Origin of the sequence: Actinotignum vesiculae (assembly GCF_051267215.1) — a bacterium.
GTDB classification, from domain to species: Bacteria; Actinomycetota; Actinomycetes; order Actinomycetales; family Actinomycetaceae; genus Actinotignum; species Actinotignum schaalii.
This window is the reverse complement of record NZ_JBOZGG010000006.1, coordinates 75,416-96,947: the sequence shown is the minus strand read 5'-3', so window position 1 is coordinate 96,947 and position 21,532 is coordinate 75,416. Positions and strand designations below refer to the sequence as shown.

The window sequence follows — 21,532 nt, the reverse complement described above, 5'->3', positions numbered from 1 at the left end:
CCGATGAAAGCACCCCGTGCCGATCAACTTATCCTGCTTCAGGTTGCCGACTTGGACGCGCAGCTCAACCGCCTCGAGCGGGAAAATACCCAGCATCCACTGCGAGCTTCCTTGGGTAAACTCCTCAACGCGATTGCCGCGCGCGGACGGGAAAAAACCACGGCGGAAACGCAGTTGGAACAGGCGCGGGCGGAGTTAGCGAGCGTGGAGAAGACCAGTGCGGATTTGGCTCGCCAAGTAGCGGATAAAGAAGAAAAATATAATGCCGGCACCGGGCTGACCTCCCGCGATCTGCTCGTGCTGGAAGACGAAATGGCGGCGCTGCGCACCACCCTGGAAGAAACGTCGGAAAAGGAATTCGCTGCGCTTGAAGCTGTTGAAGGCGGCGAAGAGCGAGTACGAGAACTGGGCGCAGCTATCGATTCACTCCAAGAAAAAGTACTGGCCCAGCGCTCCGAACTGGAGGACGTGGTCGCGGACATCACCGCCTCTCAAGAAAAAATCCGTGCCCAGCGCGAGGAACTCTATGCACCGCTGGCAGAATCTCTCAAAAAAGTGTACGAACACTCGGTTGCTACCGGCGGCTACGCGGTTATGACCATGACGCCCAACGGCGCTACCGGGGCGGGAATCACACTTTCCCCGGTGGAAGTGGCACAAATCAAGGCGACCCCGGAAGATGAGATTTATCTTTCTGAGGATTACGACTGCATTATCGTCCCGATTGATTACGACGAAGCCTAGGCGGGCTTCCTTTTTCACGCCTGTACTTCGCATGTACGACAGATGCAGTACAGCTCGGAAAAACAACCCGTCCCCGCCAGAGCAATCGCCAGGCGGGGACGTCCGAAGTGCGCATTCGAAACCATGAGGGACACAGAGTGCGCATAAGAAACATGAAATCAGCTGAAAATGGTGTTCTTATGCGCACTCTGTGTCTTGCGGCGGTCGGTGCTAGCGCGTGGCGCGCTTACGGGAAGCGTAAGCCACCGCACCCGTTCCGGCGAGCATCAGCAGCAGAGCCGAACCCGCGATACCGCTGCTCTCCGCGCCGGTGCTCGGCAGCTGCGCCGCGGGTGCCGCGTGCTTGGCAACTGACTGCGGACCGCGGGCGACCGGGGCAGAAGGATCGGCATGCTTACCGCCCTGCGTTGAAGGATTCTGCGCCGAAGCGCCCGGTGTCGGTGTGCTCGGAGCCGCGGTTCCGGTTCCGGGCTGCTCTGGATTAGTCGGTTGTTCCGGTTGCGCCGGAGTTTCAGGAGCGCCCGGGGTGCCGGGTTGCACACCCGCACCCGGCCGCTCCGCTTCCTCAGCGGCGCACTTCTCCAGGAAAGTCCGCAGCGCCGCGATACGCGCATCAAGCGCGGCAAGATCATCCGCGGAACGCTTGACCGCCGCATCGGCCTCCGCGGCCTTCGCCGTCGCTTCCGCAAGTGCCGTGCCAGCTGCCGTATCCTGCTCGCGGGCCGCCGCCGCATCCGCCTCCGCGAGCGCTCCCGCACCGGCCAACGTGTCATATTCTGCCTGCAAACCGTCCAGCTTCGCGCCGGCCGCTTCCAGATCCTTCACCTTCTGGCGTGCGGCGTCACGTTCACCCTCAGCGGTCGTGACCGCCGCGGCGCTCTTCTCCGCCGCAGCCTTCGCCTTCTCAAGCTCCTGATCTGCGGCGCCCTTCGCGGCCTCCGCCTCCGCGAGTGCCCCGGCAGCTTGGGTCTGCTCCTGCTGTGCATCTTCACGCTTGAGTCGCAGATCATTCCACTTGGGTACGTGCACGGTCATGATCTGCTCGGAAAGTGCGGCGTGCTCGGCGGCTAGCTGCGTGGCTTTCTCCTGCGCGGCGGCGGTTTCCCGCTGGGCCGCGGCCAGGGTCTCATCCACCGGGCGGGTTGCTTCCGCGGCGGCCGCTTCCGCTGCGGCGAGGGCGGCCTTCGTCGTTTCTACCTGCTGCTGGGCCGCGGTGAGCGCCGCGTCCTTCTCCGTGAGAGCAGCGCGCTTCGCAGCCTCAGTCTCCACCGCTGCGGCGAGCTTCGCGGCGCTCTCCTGCGCGGCCTGCTGATTCGCAGCGTGAGCTGCCTCCAGCCCGGTCTTCTCGGTCTGCGCGGCATCGCGCTCCGCTTCCTTCGCTGGAACCTGGGTGGCCAGCTGATCCTTTTCCGCAGCCTTGGCAGTATAGGCCTCATTGGCCTGCGTGAAAGCCGCCTTCTTCGGGGCAGTTTCCGCCTTCTTCGCCTCCCATTCCTGCCGGTACTGCTCTACATCCTCCTCGGTGAAATTCTTCTTATCTCCGGCAGCGGCCTCGTACCAATCCCTTGCCTCGTCCTCGGCCGCCTGGGCTTCGTTGTAGGCAGCCTCGGCGTTATTCTTCGCCTGCTCCAGCCCGGGCAGCGCGGCCTCTACCTCGGCCTGGCGATTCTTCAGGTCGGTCACGGCGTTCTCAAGATCGCCGAGTTTCTGCGTGGCCTGCGCCAGCTTCGCCTCCGAGTCCTTGACCTTCGCCTGGGCGGCTTCGTCCTCGCCGCGCTTGACGGTCACATCGTTAGCGGCGGCGGTGGCTGCCTGCTGCGCTTCCTCCTTCGCGGCCTGAGCGGCGGGAAGGGCGGCAACAGCGTCGTCGTACCCGCGCTGCGCGGCGGCGACCTTTTCTGCTTCCCGCGTAACCACCTCGAAACGAGCATCCTGCGCCGCGCGTTCCTTCGCCTGCGCCGCAGCGAGATCCGCATCCGCCTGCTCCTTCTTCTCGGTCACCTCACGCAACTGCGCGGCGAGCTTCTCGCGTTCGGCATTGCCCGCGGCCTCGGCGGCCTGCGCCGCCTCCAGCTTCGCGCGCGCATCCTTCTCCGCCTGCGTCTTTGCGGCGAGATCCGCGTTCTTTTCGTCAAGAACGCGCTGCGCTTCCGTCACCGCCGCGCTGTCCTTGTCTTTTTGCGACGACGCCGCGCCTACCCGGCCCTCCGCTTCTTCGAGGGCGGTGCGGGCCGCGGGAAGCGCATCTTTCGCGGCTTGACCTTCCGCCTGGAAAGCATCGAGGGCGGCTTTCGCGCCATCGCGCGCCTCCGCGGCAGTCTGGGCAGCCTTCTCCGCCTCGCTCAATTTCGCGGCGGCCGCATCCTTGGCGGCCTGCGCTGCAGTTGCCGCTTCCTGAGCGGCGGCGAGTTCCTGTTGCGCCGTTTCCGAGGCCTTGAGCAGTGCCTCGCGTTCGGCCTTTGCTTCATCCACCGCGGCTTTCGCTTTGGGGGAATCCGTGCAGGAGGTAAAGGACGCGCCCGGGGTGGGGGAGCCGGCGGCCGGCTGGGCGTGGGCGGCCACGGTGCCCGCCATGGTAAGGGCGAGGGTGGTCACGGTAAGAGTACTGGCGAGTCGGGAGATGCGCTGTGTCATGGGGATCCTTCGCGAAGACGTGCAGTACTACCCGGAACGGCTAATCTGCAACTTTTGACCGTTTATAAAACAGCTAAAGTCTACGGGGAGAACTGTATATTCGTACATGACCTTTGGATAAATGTGGTGAGCCTCTATGGTGGGGCATATCCGCGGCTTGTGGGGTATCCGCGTTGTGTCGCATATCCGCTGCGCATGGTGGGTATTTGTGGCGTTCGATAGCTCGTGGTGTAGTCACGCAGCGTTGCGGAGAGAGGTGCGGGAGCCGACCCTCACGCAAAGTCGGCCCCCGCAGCCATTACCTACTAACAGAGAAAACGCGCGAAACGTCGCTGTTTTGCCTGTTGCTTGGATTCTAAGCAGGTTTAATATTTATGAGCAAGGGATCCTCAAATGCTTAACAATCGCTGCTGTGGCGCCGGGAACGGCTTGCCTTACTTTCCTGCGCTTTCAGGTCTTCTCATGTGAGCAAGGAAACAATATTGCATAATTACTCATGGTAATCGATGGGGGAGATGCATTCAGAAACGGCATTCTTAGATGCTGCCGAAACCCCGATCAGAACCCTGATCGGAATCCAGGGGTGACCGCCGCACACCGTATAGCGGCACGCGCGCACCGTAGGGTTGCCCACCGCGCGCCCGTAGGTCTGCTACCACGTGCCGGTAGGTCTGCTACCACGCGCCTGTCAGGCTGGTAGCATAAACGGGTCATGTTGGCCGGGCGGCCGCGCGGCGCGTATGCGCCTCGAGGAACGTCCGGGCTCCGTAGAGGACGGTGGTGGGTAACGCCCACCCGGGGTGACCCGCGGGAAAGCGCAACAGAAAGTAAACCGCCGCAAGGTAAGGGTGAAAGGGTGGTGTAAGAGACCACCGCGTGCCGGGTGACCGGCATGGCACGGCAAGCCCCACCGGGAGCAAGATCAGACAGTGCCCCGCAAGGCTCCTCGTCTAGGGCACGGGTGGATTGCTAGAGTGCGTCAGCAATGGCGCACGTAGATGGATGGTCGCCGCCGCGTAAGCGGTACAGAACCCGGCGTATAGGCCAAGATGACAGTGGGGGCGGATTTTCGGATCCGCCCCCCACGCGTCTATCAGCTCCGCCGTAGCTAGCGCCGTACCCAGCCCCGCGGCCAGCCGTGGCCCTCCGTGTCTCCCCGCCTAGAGCCGCAGCCCGAGATTCGGATCGGAGGGCAGCGTGAGGATTTCCGGTCCGCTTTCCCGCACTACGATGGTGTGCTCGAATTGGGCGGTGCGCCCGCGATCCTTGGTCACAACGGTCCAGTCATCATCCCAGATCTCATAGTCGATAGTTCCCAGGGTCACCATGGGCTCGACCGTAAAGACCATATTCTCTTCGATAGTTTCCCCGTGCAAAGGTGCGGCGTCGTAATGAGGAATAATAAGGCCGGAATGGAAAGCTTCGCCTACACCGTGCCCGGTGAAATCGCGGACGTCCCCGTAATCGAAACGCTTGGTGTAAGACTCGATGACCCGCCCGATCACATTGACCTGACGCCCGGGGCGTGCCGCTTTAATGCCGCGCAGGGTGGCGGTGGCGGTGCGTTCGATGAGGAGGCGGGATTCTTCGTCGATCTCGCCCACGCCGAAGGTGGCATTGGTATCCCCGTGTACGCCGTCCTTATAGGCCGTGACATCCAGATTAATAATGTCGCCCTCGCGTAGTACCTGGTCATCGGGGATGCCGTGGCAGATAACCTCGTTCACGGAGGTGCAGATCGACTTGGGGAAACCCATATAGCCCAGGCAGGAAGGGTAAGCCCCGTTATCGATCATGTACTCGTGCGCGATGCGGTCCAGCTCATCGGTGCTCACGCCCGGGCGGATCGCTTTGGCGGCCTCGTACATGGCATCCGCGGCAATGGTTCCCGCCACCCGAATCCGCTCAATCGTCTCCTCGGTTTTCACATCCGAGGCGGTGATCACTTCCGGCCCGTCATGGAACATGTATTCGGGGCGTTCAATGGAAGCCGGAACTTTACGGCGCGGCGAAATCTTTCCGGGACGCGCCGTACCGAGCGGCGCACGTGCTGCAAGACTCATAGCCACCATTGTAGTGGCTTAGAAACTGTGCTCCTTATCGGGGAATTCCCGGCCCTTGACGGCCGTGCGGAAAGCGGTGACCGCGTTGCTCAGCGCCGCACCCACCTCGCCGAAACGCTTGGCGTAGGAGGGTTGCCATTCGGTCATCCCGGCCATATCCGGCCAGACCAGCAGCTGCCCGGAGGTGCGATATCCGGCCCCGATGCCGAGGGTGGGAACCGAAAGAATCTCGGTAATTTTCGCTCCGAGTTTCCCGGGTACCATTTCGACGACGACGGCAATAGCTCCGGCCTTCTCCAGCGAGACCGCGTCATCAATAATGGCCTCGCTTTCTTCTTCATCCCGGCCCTGGACCCGCGGGCCACCCAGGGCGGCATCCGCGTGGGGGCGATAACCCACGTGGGCCACCACGTTAATCCCGGCTTTGGTGAGGGCTTCGACGGTGGGGGCGAAAGCTTCCCCGCCTTCCAGTTTCACCGCGTCCGCCCCGGCCCGCACCAGGCGGATGGCGGTGCGGATAGCCTGCGCGGGGCTTTCTTCGTAAGTGCCCATGGGCATATCGGCAATAATAAAAGCCCGGGTGGTGCCGCGCATGACGGCGCTGGTGGCTCGCTCAATATCTTCTAGGGTGACCTGGATAGTGGAGGAGAATCCCAGGGCGGTATTGCCGATGGAATCGCCCACCACCAAAATATCGATTCCGGCCGCGTCCAAGATCCGCGCTGTTAGAGCGTCATAGCAGGTGAGTGCCGTGAGCACCTCTCCGTTAGCGACCATCTCATTCAGGTGCTGCACCCGAATTCGTGCCGGTGAGAACTCCGTCATGATTACCTCCCGATATCTATGGCTTAGAGTACTAGGTCACGCGCGCCGGTGCATCATCGCGCCCGCGGTGGAACGTTGACGCTGCGCGGCGTTACGTGCCGGCCGCTAGCACGGTGCTGCGCACTCCGATTTAGAATCCAGGCGCACGTACCGCGGGCCTGCTGGCACGGTACGCTAGGTGCGAGGAGGTGACTGTGGAACCCTTGCTTGAGCTGGTGTCCATGAACGCACTGGAATTCTGGTTGGCCTTAGGGATCGGGGTGACTGCCCTGGTCATTATGTGCTTGGCGCTCATCCCCAGTCGGGAATACGCCGATCTGCCGCGCGGGGTATATCCGCGTGAACCGGCCGGGATGACCGGCCATAATTACCGGCGGCGCCGCCCGCATACTCGCCCGCCGGTACGCACTATTCCGCCGGAGATGCCCGCCGCCCTCGGGGCTTTTATGCACCGCCACTACGCCGCGGACGATGCCGCCATCACCACTCTCCTCGACCTGGCCGCCCGCGGATTCCTCACCATTGACTTCTTCCGGGATCCGGCCCTGCGCGGCCAAATGATCACCATCTCTCTCACCGAAGCCGATACGTCCACCCTCGAACCTTTCGAGGCCCGTTTCCTGGCCGCCCTGGCCTCCCCGGAAAGCGCCGAATCGGCAGCATTCCGGGAATCCGAACCCTTTGATGACCGCTCCTACCGCACCGCGATGGAAAACGCCGGGCTGCCGGCCGCCTCCCGCCCGGTGCTGCGAGTGCAGGGATTCTCCACCCGCCTCGCCCTCGCCATCGCGCGCGATAGCAAAACGGAAGTGGTTTCCCGGCGCGGCTGGTACCACCACGGGCGCGAATTGGTGGGTTCGCTGGCCGCCGTGCTTTTCTTCGGAGGTATCGCGCTCACGGGCTTGGCTTTTATCGGGGCCCTGGCTTTCCAGCTGTCCTGGTACTGGCTCATCGTGGGTGGCTGGCTGGTGTTCTGCGGATTCGTTGGGCTCCTCAACTTTTCTTCCCTCACCCCGAACGGGGTGGTGGCCTCCGATCAGGTGGAAGGCTTCCGGCGTTTCCTCACCGCGGCGCCCCGTTTCGCCGGGGTGAGCGCGGAGGTCCTCGCTTCCTACGTGGGCTGGGCCTACGGCCTGGAATGCGCCGATGAATGGGTTCGTTCCCTCGAGCGAATTAACTCGCGGGATATGCGCGACGTCGGCGCTGCCCTCCCGTGGCTGCACCTGGCCGGAGAAGACATCACAAACTGGTACCAGCTACGCGAAGCCCTGAGCGTTCTGGAAACCCGGTTCCGTTCCCACCCGCTCGCCCACGATCTTCCGCATGCACGGCGGCGCCACCTGCGGCGTTTCGTACGCGGATTACTCCCCGTTTCCACTCGCACGCACACATAACGAGGTCTCGCCCGCAACTAACGGACCGCGCCCGAACGCATAACCGAATTCGCCGGAACTAACGGACCCTCCCCGAAAAACACGGAAAGATGAAGCGCCATGGATGACCAGCAAGAACACGTCCTTCGCACCATAAGTGACCGCGGTATCCGCTACGTGCGGCTGTGGTTCACCGATATCGTCGGCACCCTCAAATCCGTGGCGGTGGCTCCCGTGGAGCTCGATAACGCCTTCGCGGAGGGCGTCGGCTTCGACGGCTCGGCCATCCAAGGCCTCACGCGCGTGTATGAATCCGATATGATTGCGCGCCCGGATGCCTCGACCTTTGCGGTCTTGCGTGGCGTGGATGGGAGCGACGACGCCGCCTTCATGTTCTGCGACATCCTCACCCGCGAAGGTGAACCGGCCCGCTCCGACCCGCGGGCTATCCTCCAGCGCACCCTGCGCCGCTGCGAGGACCTGGGCTTCACCGCCTACGCCCACCCGGAAGTGGAGTTCTACCTCTTCCAGCCGGGAGCCAGCGACGATGAAGAACCCACCCCGATTGATTCGGCCTCCTATTTCGATTACGTGACCCGCTCGGTGGCCCATAATTTCCGGCGCGATGTGATCCTCTCCCTGGAAGACGTAGGCATCAGCGTGGAATTTTCCCACCACGAAATCGGCCCGGGCCAGCAGGAAGTGGATCTGCGCTACGCCGACTGCCTGACGATGGCCGATAGCATTATGGCCGCTCGCGTCATTATTAAAGAAGTGGCACTGCGCCACGGGGTGGAAGCGTCCTTCATGCCCAAACCCCTGGCGCACTGGCCCGGTTCGGCCATGCACACCCACTTCTCACTTTTCGAAGGCGAAACAAATGCCTTCCACGACCCGCGCGGCCAATTCGGGATGTCGGTCACGGCGCGGCGCTTCCTGGCCGGGCTCATGCGCCACGCCCGCGAAATCACCGCGGTGACCAACCAGCATGTTAATTCCTATAAGCGGCTGTGGGGCGGCGGGGAAGCCCCGCCCTACGTGTGCTGGGGGCCGCGCAACCAATCGGCCCTCGTGCGGGTGCCCGAATACAAGCCCACCAAACCACAATCCGCGCGCCTGGAATACCGCGCCCTGGATACCGCCGCCAATCCCTACCTGGCTTTCGCGGTCGTGCTGGGCGCGGGCCTGGCCGGAATCGAAGGAAAATACGATCTTTCCGACCCGGCCGATACGGATGTCCTCCTCCTCACCGATATGGAACGTTCCGTGCTCGGTATCGAATCCCTGCCCGGGAGCCTGGATAGCGCGCTCAAACTCATGGAAAGCTCCGACCTGGTTGCCGAGATCCTGGGCGAGGACGCCTTCGATTACTTTCTGCGTGATAAACGCGCCGAATGGGCCGAATACCGCGCCCAGGTCACCCCGCTGGAACGCGCGCGTTTCCGGGCTGATCGCTAGGGCTGCGGGGAGCGGGTATGCGACGTCTCACCCTCGCCCAGCGGGCCCGGCGCTGCGGATTCACGGCCCCCGAACGCGCCGCCGCGGAGCTGGAGGCCGGCGCCTGGCAGCCGGAAGATTTCGCGCAAGCAGCGGATCCGGACCGGGCGCTTGCGGCCTGCGCGCGGCTCGGCTTAAACCGGCGGGAGGGTGTAGGGAACGACGACGCAGCCCGGCCACGCCTGCTCGCCGTGCTCGGGCTCTCCACCGCGCTGGCCGATCACCTGGCGCGCCACCCCCAAGCCGCCCGGGAACTATGCGGGACCGCCGAAGAAGCCGAAGCACGCGCCCTGCTGAGCGAGGCGGATGAACGTGCGGCCATGCGCGCCGCCCTGGCCCCTTGGCTTGCGGGCATCGGGGAGGGGGACGGAACGGAGGCCGGAACCGATACCGGTAACAATTCACACGAGGCGCCCGGGAGCGATTCGCGTGAGAACCGCAGTGACCTCCAGGATGTTATTGCCGCGCTGCGCGCCCACTACTACACCCGCATCCTCACCCTGGCCGGCTGGGACCTCACCCTGCCCGATCCTGCTGCTCGCTTGCCCGAGGTAGCTGCCACCCTCTCCAACCTGGCCTGCGCCGCCCTGGAAGGCGCCCTCCAACTCGCCCGCACCCGGGTACCCGATGCCAACGCCGTCGATTTCACGATTATCGCGCTCGGGAAAACCGGGGGAGGGGAACTCAATTACGCCTCCGATGTGGACGTTGTCTATATCACCGAACCGCGCCCGGGAGTTAGCGAAGCACGAGCCCTCGAGATCGGCACCGCGCTGGCGACCACCCTCGCCGGATACATCAGCGCACCCGGCCCCGAAAGCGCCCTGTGGACCATTGACACCGCGCTGCGCCCCGAAGGCGGAACCGGCCCCCTGGTGCGTACCCTCGCCTCCCACCTGGACTACTACGCCACCTGGGCCCAAAGCTGGGAATTCCAAGCCCTCCTCAAAGCCCGCGTGGCCGCCGGCAACCGCGAACTCGGCGATAACTACCTGCGCGCCACCGCCCCGCTCGTCTGGAACGCCGCCTCCCGGGACAACTTCGTGACCGACGCCCGGGCCATGCGCGCCCGCGTGGAAGCCCATATCCCCACCGCCCAACGCGAACGCCATATCAAATTAGGGGCGGGCGGCCTGCGCGACGTCGAATTCACCGTCCAGCTCCTCCAGCTCGTGCACGGGCGCGTGGACACCACCATCCGCTCGGCCACCACCACCACGGCGCTCGCGAGCCTCTCCGAAGGCGGGTACATTTCCCGCCCCGATGCTGCCCGCCTCGACCACCACTACCGCTGGCTGCGCTGCCTAGAACACCGCGCCCAACTGGTGCGGCTGCGTCGGGCCGCCGTGCTTCCCACCCGCGAAGACGACCTGCGCCGCCTAGCCCGCTCCCTCGGCCTGCCCGATGCCGCGGCCCTCACCGACACTTTCGCGCAGGTACGCCGGGAGGTGCGCGAACTTCACCAAGATATTTTCTACCGGCCCCTCCTTCCCGCCGCCGCGCAGCTAGCCGCCGATGATATTTCCCTCGCCCCCGAAGCCGCCCGCATCCGCCTGGCCAGTATCGGCTACCGTGACCCGGCCGGCGCACTACGCCATATCAGCGCCCTCACGGAAGGCACCAGTCGGCGCGCCGCCATCGCCCGCCAGCTCTTGCCCGTCATGCTCGGGTGGTTCGCCGAAGGCCCCGAACCGGATGCCGGCCTGCTTGCTTTCCGGGTGCTCTCCGAAAAAATGGGGGCCACCTCCTGGTATATGCGCACCCTGCGCGATGGCGGGCCCGTCGCCCACCGCCTCGCCCTCATCCTTTCCCGTTCGCGTTTCCTGGCCCGCGATATCCCCGAACTACCCGAATCCATTGCATGGTTGGGCGACGACGCCGAGCTGGCCCCGCGCAGCGCCGCCGCGCTGCGCGGGGAGCTGGACGCGCTCCTCGAGCGACGCAGCCAGCCGGAGGAGATCGCCGGGGCGGGCCGGTGGTTGCGCTGGCGGGAAGTGCTGCGCACCGCCATGGCTCAGGCCCTCGGGCTGCTCGGGCCCGAAGAGGTGGCGGGCGCGGTGAGTAACGCCGTGGAATGCGCGGTGGAAGCGGGGGTACGCGCCGCCAGGTGCGCCGTCGTCGCCGAAAAAAACGAGGCGGATGGCTCGCATCCCGATTTTTCTTTTGCGGTGATCGGGTTGGGGAGCCTGGGCGGGCGCGAATGCGGCTACACCTCCGATGCGGATGTGATGTTCGTGTGGGACGGGCCGGAGGAAGCCGCCGGGGATGCCGATGCGCTGGCGCGTGCTTTTATGCGCCTGGAACAGGAGGTGGGCGGGGCGCCGCCGCTGGCTGTGGATGCTGATATGCGCCCGGAGGGCCGCAGCGGGGTGCTCGCACGCAGCTTGGATTCCTACGGGGAGTATTACCGCAGCTGGGCTGAGCCCTGGGAATTCCAGGCGTTGCTGCGGGCCCGCGTGGTGGGTGGGGACCGCGAACTCGGGGAACGTTTCCTTGAGCTCATCGCCCCGCTGCGCTACCCGGCGCACTGGGATGAGGCGCGGCGCACCGCCATTCGGCTCATGAAAATCCGGGTGGAAAAAGAACGAATCCCCGGGGGAGTGGCTCCGGCCTCCCATCTCAAACTCGGGCCGGGCGGAAGCGCGGATGTGGAGTGGACCGCGCAGCTTCTCCAGCTCGAGCACGCCGCGGCCTGCCCGCAACTCCGGGTCACCGGAACGGGGGAGGCGCTGCGGGCGGCCGGCGCTGCCGGGCTGATCACCGCGGAAGAGGAACACGCCCTCGTGGCGGGCTGGCAGGCTGCCAGCGCGCTGCGCCAGGCCGCTTTTGTGGCGACGGGCCGCACCGGGAGCGCCGCCCAGGTCATTCCGCGTGATCCACGCGAGCGCGAGCGCATGGCCGCGATCCTGGGCGCCGAGCACGCCAGCGATATCCTCGACCGGCGCGCCCGGGCCGCGCGGCATGCCCGCGCCGCCGTGGAACACGTATTTTACGGGCGCGGCTAGCCCGCGCCCCGCGCACTGCGACCAGGCCGCCGCGGGCCGCGTCGCCTATGTGCAAGGAGCCCGGGTGCTGTGGGCAGCTGCGGCCAGTGCGAAACGCCCTGGCCTCGCACCTGTTTAGAGCGTGTAGTACAGCTCGAATTCGTACGGGTGGGGGCGGGCCCGCAGCGGGGTGACCTCCGCATCCATCTTGTACTTGATCCAGGTGGCGATGAAGTCCTCGGTGAATACATCGCCCTCGAGGAGGAAATCGTGATCGGCTTCCAGCTCGGCCAAGGCCGCATCGAGGGACGCCGGAATCGTCTCAATATCCGCGTATTCTTCCGGTGGCAGCTCGTAAATATCCTTATCGATGGGGGCTGGCGGCTCAATCCGGTTGCGGATACCGTCCAGGCCCGCCATGAGCTCCGCGGAGAAAGCTAGATAGGGATTAGCGGTCGGGTCGGGAACCCGGAATTCAATACGCTTGGCGGCCGGGGAATTCCCGCTCAACGGAATCCGGATCGCGGCCGAACGGTTACGCGCCGAATACACCAAATTGATGGGCGCCTCAAAACCAGGAACCAGGCGGCGGTAGGAATTCACGGACGGATTAGTAAAGGCCGCGAGCGCCTTGCCGTGGGCCAGCAAACCACCCACGTACCAGCGCGCCAGGTCCGATAGCTGCCCGTAGCCGCGCGGATCGTGGAAAAGCGGCTGCCCATCCTTCCACAGCGACATGTGGCAGTGCATCCCCGAGCCGGCCGAATCGAAAAGCGGCTTGGGCATGAACGTGGCAGTTTTCCCGCACACATCGGCAGCTCGGCGAATGACGTACTTGAATTTCATGAGGTCGTCCGCCGCGGCGCGCAAAGAATTGAAGCGATAGTTGATTTCTTGCTGGCCGCCCGAGCCCACTTCGTGATGGGCACGTTCCACATCCAGACCCACCTGCGCCAAATACTGGCACATGAGGTCACGCACATCCTCATTCGCGTCCACCGGCGCCACCGGGAAATAGCCCTGCTGGTGGGGAATCTTGTAGCCGGTATTCCCGCCCGGCTCCAAGCGGTTCGAATTCCAGGAGCCCTCATTGGAATCAATCACATACATGGAATGATTGACAGTGGTGTCATAGCGCACGTCGTCGAATAAATAAAACTCGGCTTCCGCACCCACCGAAATCGTGTCCGCAATACCCGTGGAACGCAAGTACGCCTCGGCGCGCTCGGCAACGTTGCGCGGATCGCGCGCGAAAGGCTCATCGGTGTAGGGATCCACCACATTGAAATTCATGACGAGGGTGGGTTCGGAACGGAACGGATCCACAAAAGCGGTGGACACGTCCGGAAGTAGTTTCATATCCGATTCGTGAATCGAGGTGAAACCGCGGATCGAGGAGCCATCAAACATATAGCCCTCGTTCATTTTTTCGGCGGTTGCCTGGGTGGCGGGCACCGTGAAATGCTGCATCACGCCGGGCAGGTCACAGAAGCGAATATCAAGAAATTCGATCTCGTTTTCCGCGATAAACTCGGCAGCTTCGGCGACACTTGTGAACATGCGGACTCCTCCCGGCGCGCGGCGCGGCTAGCGGTGCGGTTACCCCATGTAGTTTAGCGTGCTGCCCCCGGCTCAAAAAACCTCCGGGCGTGCCTCCGCCCGGAGAACTCACGTGGAATTCCCCGGGCGGATACTACATATGTACGACGACGGCGCGGCCTACTGGCCGCGCAGGGCCCGTCGATTAGCGCGAATATTAGTGGGATCAATTCCCTTGGGGATATTGAGTGCCTTATTCCCAAGAGCTTCGAGGCGCTGGGCCAGGGCAGAAACTTCCTGGGCGGAAATTTCCTTCTTGAGCTTCTTAATGGCCTTTTCGATCTTGGCCAGCGGGACTTGCCCTTCGCCATTGCCCATGAAAATGGCGTGCACCGGGGCATTCGGAGCTACCCGGCGGATGGCGCGGCGCTCATCATCAACGAGCTTGCGGGTACGTGAGATGGGGCCTTCGGCAACCAGAACCACGCCGGGGCGCCCGATGAGGCGGAAAACGAAATCCTGGTGGCGGGCGTTGAAACGCACCGGTTCGGTTTGCTTGACCCACGAGCCGCGTAGCGAATCGAGAATCGCGGAGGTGGCTCCCGGCATGCCGTCCAGCTGCGCGTAGCTAGCCGAGCGCACCGCCCGGGTGAGAAGCAGCATGGGAAGCAGGAGCATGAGGAGGATCCCGAAAACGGTCCACGCGATCCAGCTCTTGGTGAGGAAACCGAGGAGAATACCAATTCCCAGGCCCGCGAGCCCGGCCAGGGCAAGCCACCAGCCCAGATGCTTGTAGGTGCGCTTCGCGATGGTGAATGCGTCACGCAGAGTCTTGAAAAAGCCCGGCTTCTTCTTCGCGCCCTTGTTCTTATCCTGTGCCATCTGATTCCTTTTAGATCCTTCTCGATAGTCCCCGTCGATTCTAGACGATAGCGCCGGCTTTGTTGAGCGTCTGGCCCAATCTCACGCTGGCGGACCGTTCGGGGGTGCGGTGGGGAGCTTGAGTTCTAGTGGTGGTTGCAACGCCTAGGTCTGGAAGGACTGTCCCTTGGTGTTGTACGAATATGCTGGAATAAGCTACGCCACCCGATCCGAGATGTGTGCCGCAAGGCGTGAGCGGCTTGTGGATAACGACGTAGTGGCGGGCCTGCCTGTGGATGGCTTCTGGACGAGATGGGCCGGCGGTGGTGAAGTACGCCTATGGCAGGCACAGTGATGAAGCGGCGCGGGGCACGCGGGGCACGTGGCGTAGGCGGGGTAAGCGGAGCTAGCGACGGGCGGGTGGCTATGTTGGTGCGCCTGTGCGTCCTCGGGATGGTGGCAGGTGTACTGGTAGGAATGGCGCTGGGCGCGCTGGTACCCACGGTGAACAAGGCCCCCGCGGATCCGGTGCGGGGAGAAGACTCGGGGTACGGCGATGGCGCGGTGCCTGGCGAGGACGCGGCGCCTGGCGAGGGCGCGGTGCCTGGCGACCGTTCGGTACCCGGCGAGCGCCCGGTGTCTAGCGCTGGCGCAGATCTCGCGTCGGAGCCGGATGCTGTGGCGGTGGCTCGCCAGCTGGTGGCGGCGCGCGATGCCGCTATTAGTGCGGGTGATATAGCGGCGCTGAGCGCCTTGAGCGTGCCGGAAGGTGAAGCAGCGGCAGCCGATGCGAAGTTGCGTAGCGTACTGGAGAACACTCCGGTAGCGCATGTGGAAACCGAGGTGCGGGAAGCTTTCTGGGTGGGGGAGAACCTTCTTGAAGTTGTCACGGTGCAGCGCAGTCTCGTTCTCGCCAGCGGGGAAACTATCGGGCCGCAACCGGAGCGGTGTGCGCGCTGGCAGCTGAGCCCGCAGCCGTGGCGGATCGTGGCGGTTCATCCGTGCCCGTAAAGGCGGCCGCCGGCGAGGGCCCATCAACCGAGGTTCCATCAACCGAACCTCAGGAGTCACACCAGCACCTGGGGAGGGGCTATATGTTTTCCGGGATGTACTTCGCATGTACGACATCGGCAGTACATCCCGGAAAACACACCCCGCCCCGCCGGCCACGGGGCAGCGATGCTCCAGCGAGGCAACAAAACGGGCATTCTGGACACTGCGTCCCACAGAATGGGCATAAGGAACATAAAACCGGCTGAAAACGGTGCTCTCACACCCACTTTGTTTTCCGGGCCAAGCGGGCGGCCTAAGCAGGGCGCAAACCGTAACCATTATATCTATACATGTTATAGTAGCCATATTTTTCACAACTACTTGACACCGACCGCCTGACAATAAAGCAGGGAAAAACTGTCACCCACGTACACTCTGTTGGCCCACGCAATTCCTACTTGCCCCCAGGGGTATACAAGCAGAGACCGGTCCGCGAAGGTGCTCGCAAAATGCAACCTCCCGGTGTTGGCACCGGCAAATAGCAACACCACAACACCAGGGTTCACAGAATGTAAGCTCCCGGCGCGGAAGCTCTCAAAAAGCAACGCCTCGACACGGAGGAGCGACAGGATGCAACGCCCAGAGCCAGGAGCGCACAAAAAGCAACACCAGTGCACGATTCGGAAAAGTTAATGTAGCTGTGGTTGCTTTTTGTGGACAGTACGCGCCGAAGCCCACCGCGCCGGTCGCCCGTACACTCTGTTTTCGGATCCGGTTCGTTGCGGTACCGGGTCGGACCCGCGCCACCGGCACGCCGCCACTAGCAACAATTTTGGCTATTAACCCGGCTATTAACCCGAAAACTCCCCGGTATCCGGAATGCCAGATAGCACTACCGGAACCGGGGAGCTTCCCGTTCGCGCGATCACGCACGCGGCTGAGGTTGTGTCACCGAGTTACGTAGCAGCCTAGGCGTACTGCGTAACCCAGAGGAACCAAGGTTCTTAGTTCTTTAGTTCCTTAGAACGCACCCTCGAAATCAGCTTCTTCCAAGCGGGCCTTGAATTCCTTGAGGAATCGGCCGGCATCTGCGCCGTCGACTAAACGGTGATCGTAGGTGATCGCCGGGTAGAGGTAGGAACGAATACCGATGGATTCATTGCCGTCCGCGTCCTTGACGATGCCGGGTTCGCGCATAATCGCGCCGATACCCAGGATGGCCACCTCGGGCTGGTTGATGACCGGGGTGTCAAACATGACGCCGTTCGAGCCGGTATTTGTAATAGTGAAGGTACCGCCGGTGAGGTCATCGACAGCTGCTTCGCCATTGCGCACCTTGGCCGCGCCGGTGTTGATCGCCCGGGCCAGGCCGGCGATATTGAGATCGCCCGCGTTCTTGATAACCGGAACAAACAGGCCCTTCGGGGTATCCACCGCGATGCCGATATTCTCGTAATCGAAGTACTCCACCTCATTGTCCTTGATGGTGGCGTTGAGCTTCGGGTGGTTCTTCAGGGTATCGATGGCGGCCTTGACGAAGAAGGGCAGGTAGGTCAGCTTGGTGCCTTCACGTTCGGCGAAAGCAGCCTTATTGGCTTCCCGAAGCTTGACAATCTTCGTGACATCCACCTTGATCACGGTGGTTAGCTGCGCCGAAATCTGGAGGGATTCAACCATGCGCTTAGCGATGGTCTGGCGCAGGCGCGTCATCTTCGCGGTGGTACCGCGCAGCTGAGCTGCCTCAGCAGACGGCGCGCTCGGCACAGACTTCTTCGCCGCGGCGGGCGCGGGTGCAGCGGCAGGGGCAGCCTGGGAAGCAGCGGCCTGGGCACGCGCGGCTTCTTCCGCAGCCTTCTTCGCGGCCGCGGCTGCCGCTTCCACATCCTGGCGGCGAATACGCCCGCCCACACCGGAGCCCTTAACTCCGGACAGATCCACATCCAAATCCTTAGCGAGCTTGCGCACAATCGGAGTGATATAGGCATCCGGTTCGGAGAATCCGGTGCCGGCATCAGCCGCATCCAGATCCGGCGTGCGCGCTTGGTTTTCCTGCTGGGCCGGGGTGCCGTGCTGCGGGGTCCCGGAAGCCGGTTCTTGGACCGCTGCCACACTGGCTGGTGCTTCAGCCGGGGCCGCACCGGCGGCGGGAGCCGCGGGGGCGGGCGCGGCTGCGCCGTCGCCGATATAAGCGATGACGGTGCCTACCGCTACGGTTTCATCTTCCTGGACCACAATCTTCTGGATGATGCCGGCGGCCGGGGCCGGGACTTCCGAATCGACCTTGTCCGTGGAGACCTCCACGATGGGCTGGTCGGCTTCAACTTCATCGCCTTCGGCTACCAGCCACGAGGTGACGGTTCCCTCATTGACGGATTCGCCCAGGGCCGGCATCTTCACTTCCACACCGGTGGCAGCCGAGCCACCCTGCTGCGGAGCCGGCGCGGCAGGAGCAGCTGCCGGCGCAGGAGCGGCAGCAGCCGGAGCCGCTTCTTCCGCGTGCGCCGCATTGCTGGCGGGAGCTGCCGGAGCAGCCACGCCGGAGCCATCACCGATATAGGCGAGGATGGCACCTACCTCAACTTCTTCATCTTCCTGGACGAGGATCTGTTCGATCACGCCTTCCGCGGGGGAGGGGACTTCCGAATCGACCTTGTCTGTGGAGACTTCCACAATCGGCTCGTCGAGCGAAACAGTATCGCCCACCTGCTTGAGCCAGGCGGTCACGGTACCGGTGGTGACGGATTCGCCCAGGGCGGGCATCTTCAACGGTTCAGACATAGAGTTATCTCCCTCGATTTAGTGGTTGTGGAGCGGCTTGCCCGCGAGGACCAGTGCCGCTTCGCCGATTGCTTCGTTCTGGGTGGGGTGGGCGTGGATAAGACCATCGAAGTCCTGCGCGTAGGCTTCCCAGGCCACCATGAGTTCGCCTTCGCCAATCTGTTCGGACATGCGCGCCCCGATGGCGTGGAAGCCCACGATGGGACCATCCTTGACCGCAACCAGCTTGACGAAACCGGCCGCGCCCAGCATCTGGGACTTGCCGTTCCCGGTGAGGTTGAAGGTGGCAGTGGTGATATTTTCCTTGCCGTATTCTTCCTCAGCCTTATCCTGGTTGAGACCCACGGAGGCGATTTCCGGGGTGCAGAAGGTCACGCGCGGGATCTTCGTTTCGTCAATCACCTTGGGGTTGAGGCCCGCAATATCTTCGGCAACGAAAATGCCCTGGAGGAAACCGCGGTGTGCCAGCTGGAGGCCGGGCACAATATCGCCCACCGCGTAGATTCCATCAACGTTAGTGCGCAGGCGCTCATCGGTGAGCACGAAACCGCGATCCATCTTCACCCCGACTTCTTCGTAGCCGAGGTTTGCGGTGGCCGGACCGCGCCCGATAGCGATGAGCAGGTAATCCGCCTCGAATTCCTTGCCGTCCTGGGTGAAAACCTTGACGGAATGATCGGTTTGTTCGAGGTGATCAAACATGGTTCCGGTGGCGAATTTAATACCGCGCTTGCGGAACTGGCGTTCCAGATTCTTGGACACTTCCGCATCCTCATTGGGGACCAGGCGCGGCAGGCCCTCAATAATCTGGACTTCCGCACCGTAGGAGCGCCACGCGGAGGCGAATTCCACCCCGATGACCCCGCCGCCCAGCACGATCACGGATCCGGGGGCCTCACCCAGCTCCAGCGCTTCGGTGGAGGTGAGGACGCGGCCGGTGATCTCCTGGCCGATGGTCTTCGAGTAGGAACCGGAGGCCAGCACAATATGCTTGCCGCGGTAGTGCACGCCATTAGCTTCGATGGTGTCCTTCGCGACGAGCTTGCCCCAGCCCTGCACAATCTCCACGCCGCGCGAGGAGACCAGGCCGGTCAGGCCCTTGAACATCTTCTCGATCACGCCGTTCTTGTAGGCCTGCAAGGTGGGCATATCAATGCCCTCAAAGGAACCCTTCACGCCAATGGACGGGCCTTCGCGCATTTCATCGGCAACATCAGCGGCGTGCAGCAATGCTTTGGTGGGGATGCACCCGCGGTGCAAACAGGTACCGCCGAGCTTGTCAGCCTCAATAAGAGCAACGGTCAGGCCGAGCTGACCGGCACGAAGCGCGGCCGCGTAGCCGCCGCTGCCGCCACCGAGGATGACGACGTCGTACTCTTTCGTTTCTGCCACAGGATTTCCCTTCGCAATACAACATTTTGGAATGCGGTACAAGAGCCGCTATACCTATATTCTGCCATGCCGAGGTGTTATCTGGGACGCATCACGCTCCCAGCGAGGGTCGCTAAAATCACCGTATGGGTCTTTTTTCGCGTCGCTCCCGTTCCCGTGCTGCTCACGGCGGTGCTCGCCGTTCGGCAACGGCGAAACACTTCGCCGATTTCATCGAGACTCGCGCGGGGGTGGAAGCCTATTTTGAGGTGGAAACTCCGCGTGAGCCGGCAGCTCTTCTCCTCGTTGCTCGCACCGGGGAGTGGACCCGCCGGCGGGTGCCCGATCTGGCAGCCGGAGCGCAACTTGCCCGTGAACTGGGCATACCTTTCTACGAAATTAATCGCACCGGCTATCCCGAGTCGGTGCGCCGTTGGAACGCGGAGCACCGGCGCGCTTAAAGGTTTATGATGGTACGTCGTCTCCGCGGTCAGCTCCGCGAAGGAGGCGCACAGCCAGTGCAGGATTCTGGGAGGAGCCAGGTGAATAGTGAAATGATCCGAGACGAGAGGCGCACCGCCGTGGGCTGGCCTCTCTTCCTCCTCATTGCGCTGAGCCTGGGGGCCGCCATTTTTGTGTGGCGGGCCATTGTTGCGGGCACCGAAGATTTTCAGCTGGGCTATCCCGGGCGCATGACCACCACCCTGGTGGCGGCGCTTGTGTGGGTGCTGGCCTGCGCCGGTTCGCTCCATAACGGGCGGCGGATGCGCTGGGTGGCCACCACCTGCTGGAGCGCCAATATTGTGATGGCCGTGGTGGGCGTGGTCATCCCCGATCTTTTCCACCAGGTGAGTCCCTGGTATCAGGCCGGTGCCACCTATTATTACCTTCCCACCCTCGGGGCCATTGCCGGGCTGGCCTGGATTATGTGGTCCCGGCCAGCCAGCATCGCCCAGCGCAATCTGTAATCTCGCTAGCCCTTCGCTTTAGCCCTTTTAGCCCTTTTAGCCCTTCGCGGCGCGCTTCATTTCTTTCTTCGCTTCCCGCGCCTTCTTGAGATCCGCGGGAGTGCCGCCCTCGGGGTACTCACCGAATTTCACCATGGGGCGGGGCATGCGCCAGCGCCGCGGGGTAAACCCGCGTGACATCATCTGCCCGACCAGGCGATCCGGAGTCTTATCCTCCCCGTATTTGTATTCGACCAGGGTGCGCACCTGGCGGGCCCGCCACCACGATTCCAGGGCCATGAGCACCAGGATCGCGTAGCAGGTAATAACGAACACATTGAAGACCAACGGGAAGCGGGTGAGAGTGAAAACACCCGCGATCATAATGACGGCCAGGAAAAGCATGAGCGAGGAGAACTGGAAGCGCGAATCAAGAGCATCGCGCGCGAAAGCCCGCTGCACACCCGCGTGAGCGAGGGGCATATTCCGAATATCCCCCGTTTTCATCGCGGTTTGTTCGCGTTCCCAACGCTCGGAAGAACGGGCGCGTTCCTCGGCCTTGCGGGCCTTCTTTTCCTCGCGGGTCATCGAGGATTTATCAGAAATAATCGGCCGGCGGTGGCGCGCTTCCACGTCCTTACGCTTCGGGGTAGGGGCTCCCTTGCCCGGGGTATATCCCTTGGGAAGAGTGGGGGCGGGGGCTGCCTGTTCTTGCGCCTTTTCTAATGCCTCTTTCTTGCGGCCGAATGCCATCTCAACTCCTGCGTCGTCGCCAACTATGCCTTGAACGAGAATAGTCTAACCGTTCGCGCGCGGCCGCCCTGTCCATTACCCGCGCACACTACCGCAGCCCTTCACGCAAAGCCGGCCACCCACGGCCTGCGCCGTCGTTGTTCAGCACCCGCCGCGCCCGCGGGCGCGAA

General features: G+C 63.3%; 15 protein-coding genes and 1 other RNA gene. 8 read left to right on the top strand and 8 right to left on the bottom strand.

Annotated elements, in window-relative coordinates; genetic code table 11:
• Positions 1-3: 3 nt before the first annotated feature.
• Positions 4-744, top strand: a complete 741-nt coding sequence (locus ACRQHG_RS04735) for a zinc ribbon domain-containing protein (RefSeq protein ID WP_435713563.1) — start codon at positions 4-6, stop codon at positions 742-744.
• A 210-nt stretch (positions 745-954) separates the two neighbouring features.
• Here ACRQHG_RS04735 and ACRQHG_RS04730 read toward each other — a convergent pair whose 3' ends face one another.
• On the bottom strand, positions 955-3,378 hold the full coding sequence (locus tag ACRQHG_RS04730; RefSeq protein ID WP_435713562.1) for a hypothetical protein: 2,424 nt from the start codon (positions 3,376-3,378) through the stop codon (positions 955-957).
• Between the two features lie 711 nt (positions 3,379-4,089).
• Between ACRQHG_RS04730 and rnpB the strand changes: the two genes are divergently transcribed.
• Positions 4,090-4,434, top strand: an RNA gene (gene rnpB, locus ACRQHG_RS04725) — RNase P RNA component class A.
• A 104-nt stretch (positions 4,435-4,538) separates the two neighbouring features.
• On the opposite strand, the gene map is transcribed toward rnpB, so the two are convergent.
• Entirely contained in the window at positions 4,539-5,450 is a 912-nt protein-coding gene (gene map, locus ACRQHG_RS04720; RefSeq protein ID WP_087070663.1) for a type I methionyl aminopeptidase, read from the bottom strand.
• Positions 5,451-5,459: 9 nt separating this feature from the next.
• Positions 5,460-6,266, bottom strand: coding sequence for a 3-methyl-2-oxobutanoate hydroxymethyltransferase (gene panB, locus ACRQHG_RS04715; protein ID WP_026428802.1), 807 nt, complete (start codon positions 6,264-6,266; stop codon positions 5,460-5,462).
• Positions 6,267-6,460: 194 nt separating this feature from the next.
• On the opposite strand from panB, the gene ACRQHG_RS04710 reads away from it, so the two are divergent.
• The 3 genes from ACRQHG_RS04710 to ACRQHG_RS04700 all read left to right on the top strand — a co-directional run bounded on the left by ACRQHG_RS04710 (position 6,461) and on the right by ACRQHG_RS04700 (position 12,141).
• The gene (locus ACRQHG_RS04710) at positions 6,461-7,660 is read left to right on the top strand and encodes a DUF2207 family protein (protein ID WP_435713561.1); all 1,200 of its coding nucleotides are present in this window, start codon (positions 6,461-6,463) and stop codon (positions 7,658-7,660) included.
• A gap of 99 nt (positions 7,661-7,759) precedes the next feature.
• Positions 7,760-9,097: a glutamine synthetase family protein gene (locus tag ACRQHG_RS04705; RefSeq protein ID WP_435719615.1), complete on the top strand. Its 1,338-nt coding sequence runs from the start codon at positions 7,760-7,762 to the stop codon at positions 9,095-9,097.
• Between the two features lie 17 nt (positions 9,098-9,114).
• Positions 9,115-12,141: a bifunctional [glutamine synthetase] adenylyltransferase/[glutamine synthetase]-adenylyl-L-tyrosine phosphorylase gene (locus tag ACRQHG_RS04700; protein ID WP_435719613.1), complete on the top strand. Its 3,027-nt coding sequence runs from the start codon at positions 9,115-9,117 to the stop codon at positions 12,139-12,141.
• A gap of 114 nt (positions 12,142-12,255) precedes the next feature.
• Here the strand turns inward: ACRQHG_RS04700 and glnA are convergent, their stop codons facing one another.
• Both glnA and ACRQHG_RS04690 read right to left on the bottom strand, forming a co-directional pair.
• Positions 12,256-13,680, bottom strand: coding sequence for a type I glutamate--ammonia ligase (gene glnA / locus ACRQHG_RS04695; protein ID WP_435713558.1), 1,425 nt, complete (start codon positions 13,678-13,680; stop codon positions 12,256-12,258).
• A gap of 159 nt (positions 13,681-13,839) precedes the next feature.
• Positions 13,840-14,541 (bottom strand): DUF4191 domain-containing protein, encoded by a 702-nt coding sequence (locus ACRQHG_RS04690; RefSeq protein ID WP_087070668.1) that lies wholly within the window; start codon positions 14,539-14,541, stop codon positions 13,840-13,842.
• A 318-nt stretch (positions 14,542-14,859) separates the two neighbouring features.
• On the opposite strand from ACRQHG_RS04690, the gene ACRQHG_RS04685 reads away from it, so the two are divergent.
• A complete protein-coding gene (locus ACRQHG_RS04685) occupies positions 14,860-15,531 on the top strand; it encodes a hypothetical protein (protein ID WP_435713557.1) in 672 nt (223 codons plus the stop codon).
• A 1,002-nt stretch (positions 15,532-16,533) separates the two neighbouring features.
• On the opposite strand, the gene sucB is transcribed toward ACRQHG_RS04685, so the two are convergent.
• Positions 16,534-18,291, bottom strand: coding sequence for a 2-oxoglutarate dehydrogenase, E2 component, dihydrolipoamide succinyltransferase (gene sucB, locus ACRQHG_RS04680; RefSeq protein WP_435713556.1), 1,758 nt, complete (start codon positions 18,289-18,291; stop codon positions 16,534-16,536).
• Between the two features lie 18 nt (positions 18,292-18,309).
• On the bottom strand, positions 18,310-19,683 hold the full coding sequence (gene lpdA / locus ACRQHG_RS04675) for a dihydrolipoyl dehydrogenase (protein ID WP_435713555.1): 1,374 nt from the start codon (positions 19,681-19,683) through the stop codon (positions 18,310-18,312).
• A 125-nt stretch (positions 19,684-19,808) separates the two neighbouring features.
• On the opposite strand from lpdA, the gene ACRQHG_RS04670 reads away from it, so the two are divergent.
• Together ACRQHG_RS04670 and ACRQHG_RS04665 are read left to right on the top strand one after the other, a co-directional pair.
• On the top strand, positions 19,809-20,123 hold the full coding sequence (locus ACRQHG_RS04670; RefSeq protein ID WP_026428811.1) for a P-loop NTPase family protein: 315 nt from the start codon (positions 19,809-19,811) through the stop codon (positions 20,121-20,123).
• 81 nt (positions 20,124-20,204) lie between these two features.
• A complete protein-coding gene (locus ACRQHG_RS04665) occupies positions 20,205-20,630 on the top strand; it encodes a hypothetical protein (protein ID WP_026428812.1) in 426 nt (141 codons plus the stop codon).
• A gap of 36 nt (positions 20,631-20,666) precedes the next feature.
• Here ACRQHG_RS04665 and ACRQHG_RS04660 read toward each other — a convergent pair whose 3' ends face one another.
• The gene (locus ACRQHG_RS04660) at positions 20,667-21,362 is read right to left on the bottom strand and encodes a DUF3043 domain-containing protein (RefSeq protein WP_435713554.1); all 696 of its coding nucleotides are present in this window, start codon (positions 21,360-21,362) and stop codon (positions 20,667-20,669) included.
• Positions 21,363-21,532: the final 170 nt, after the last annotated feature.

Bases quoted from the DNA above. Each gene is read 5' to 3' on its own strand.
- map (WP_087070663.1), bottom strand. From the start codon at position 5,450: ATGGTGGCTATGAGTCTTGCAGCACGTGCGCCGCTCGGTACGGCGCGT.
- panB (WP_026428802.1), bottom strand. From the start codon at position 6,266: ATGACGGAGTTCTCACCGGCACGAATTCGGGTGCAGCACCTGAATGAG.
- ACRQHG_RS04705 (WP_435719615.1), top strand. From the start codon at position 7,760: ATGGATGACCAGCAAGAACACGTCCTTCGCACCATAAGTGACCGCGGT.
- ACRQHG_RS04735 (WP_435713563.1), top strand. From the start codon at position 4: ATGAAAGCACCCCGTGCCGATCAACTTATCCTGCTTCAGGTTGCCGAC.
- ACRQHG_RS04685 (WP_435713557.1), top strand. From the start codon at position 14,860: ATGGCAGGCACAGTGATGAAGCGGCGCGGGGCACGCGGGGCACGTGGC.
- ACRQHG_RS04660 (WP_435713554.1), bottom strand. From the start codon at position 21,362: ATGGCATTCGGCCGCAAGAAAGAGGCATTAGAAAAGGCGCAAGAACAG.
- ACRQHG_RS04700 (WP_435719613.1), top strand. From the start codon at position 9,115: ATGCGACGTCTCACCCTCGCCCAGCGGGCCCGGCGCTGCGGATTCACG.
- sucB (WP_435713556.1), bottom strand. From the start codon at position 18,291: ATGTCTGAACCGTTGAAGATGCCCGCCCTGGGCGAATCCGTCACCACC.
- glnA (WP_435713558.1), bottom strand. From the start codon at position 13,680: ATGTTCACAAGTGTCGCCGAAGCTGCCGAGTTTATCGCGGAAAACGAG.
- ACRQHG_RS04730 (WP_435713562.1), bottom strand. From the start codon at position 3,378: ATGACACAGCGCATCTCCCGACTCGCCAGTACTCTTACCGTGACCACC.
- ACRQHG_RS04690 (WP_087070668.1), bottom strand. From the start codon at position 14,541: ATGGCACAGGATAAGAACAAGGGCGCGAAGAAGAAGCCGGGCTTTTTC.
- ACRQHG_RS04670 (WP_026428811.1), top strand. From the start codon at position 19,809: ATGGGTCTTTTTTCGCGTCGCTCCCGTTCCCGTGCTGCTCACGGCGGT.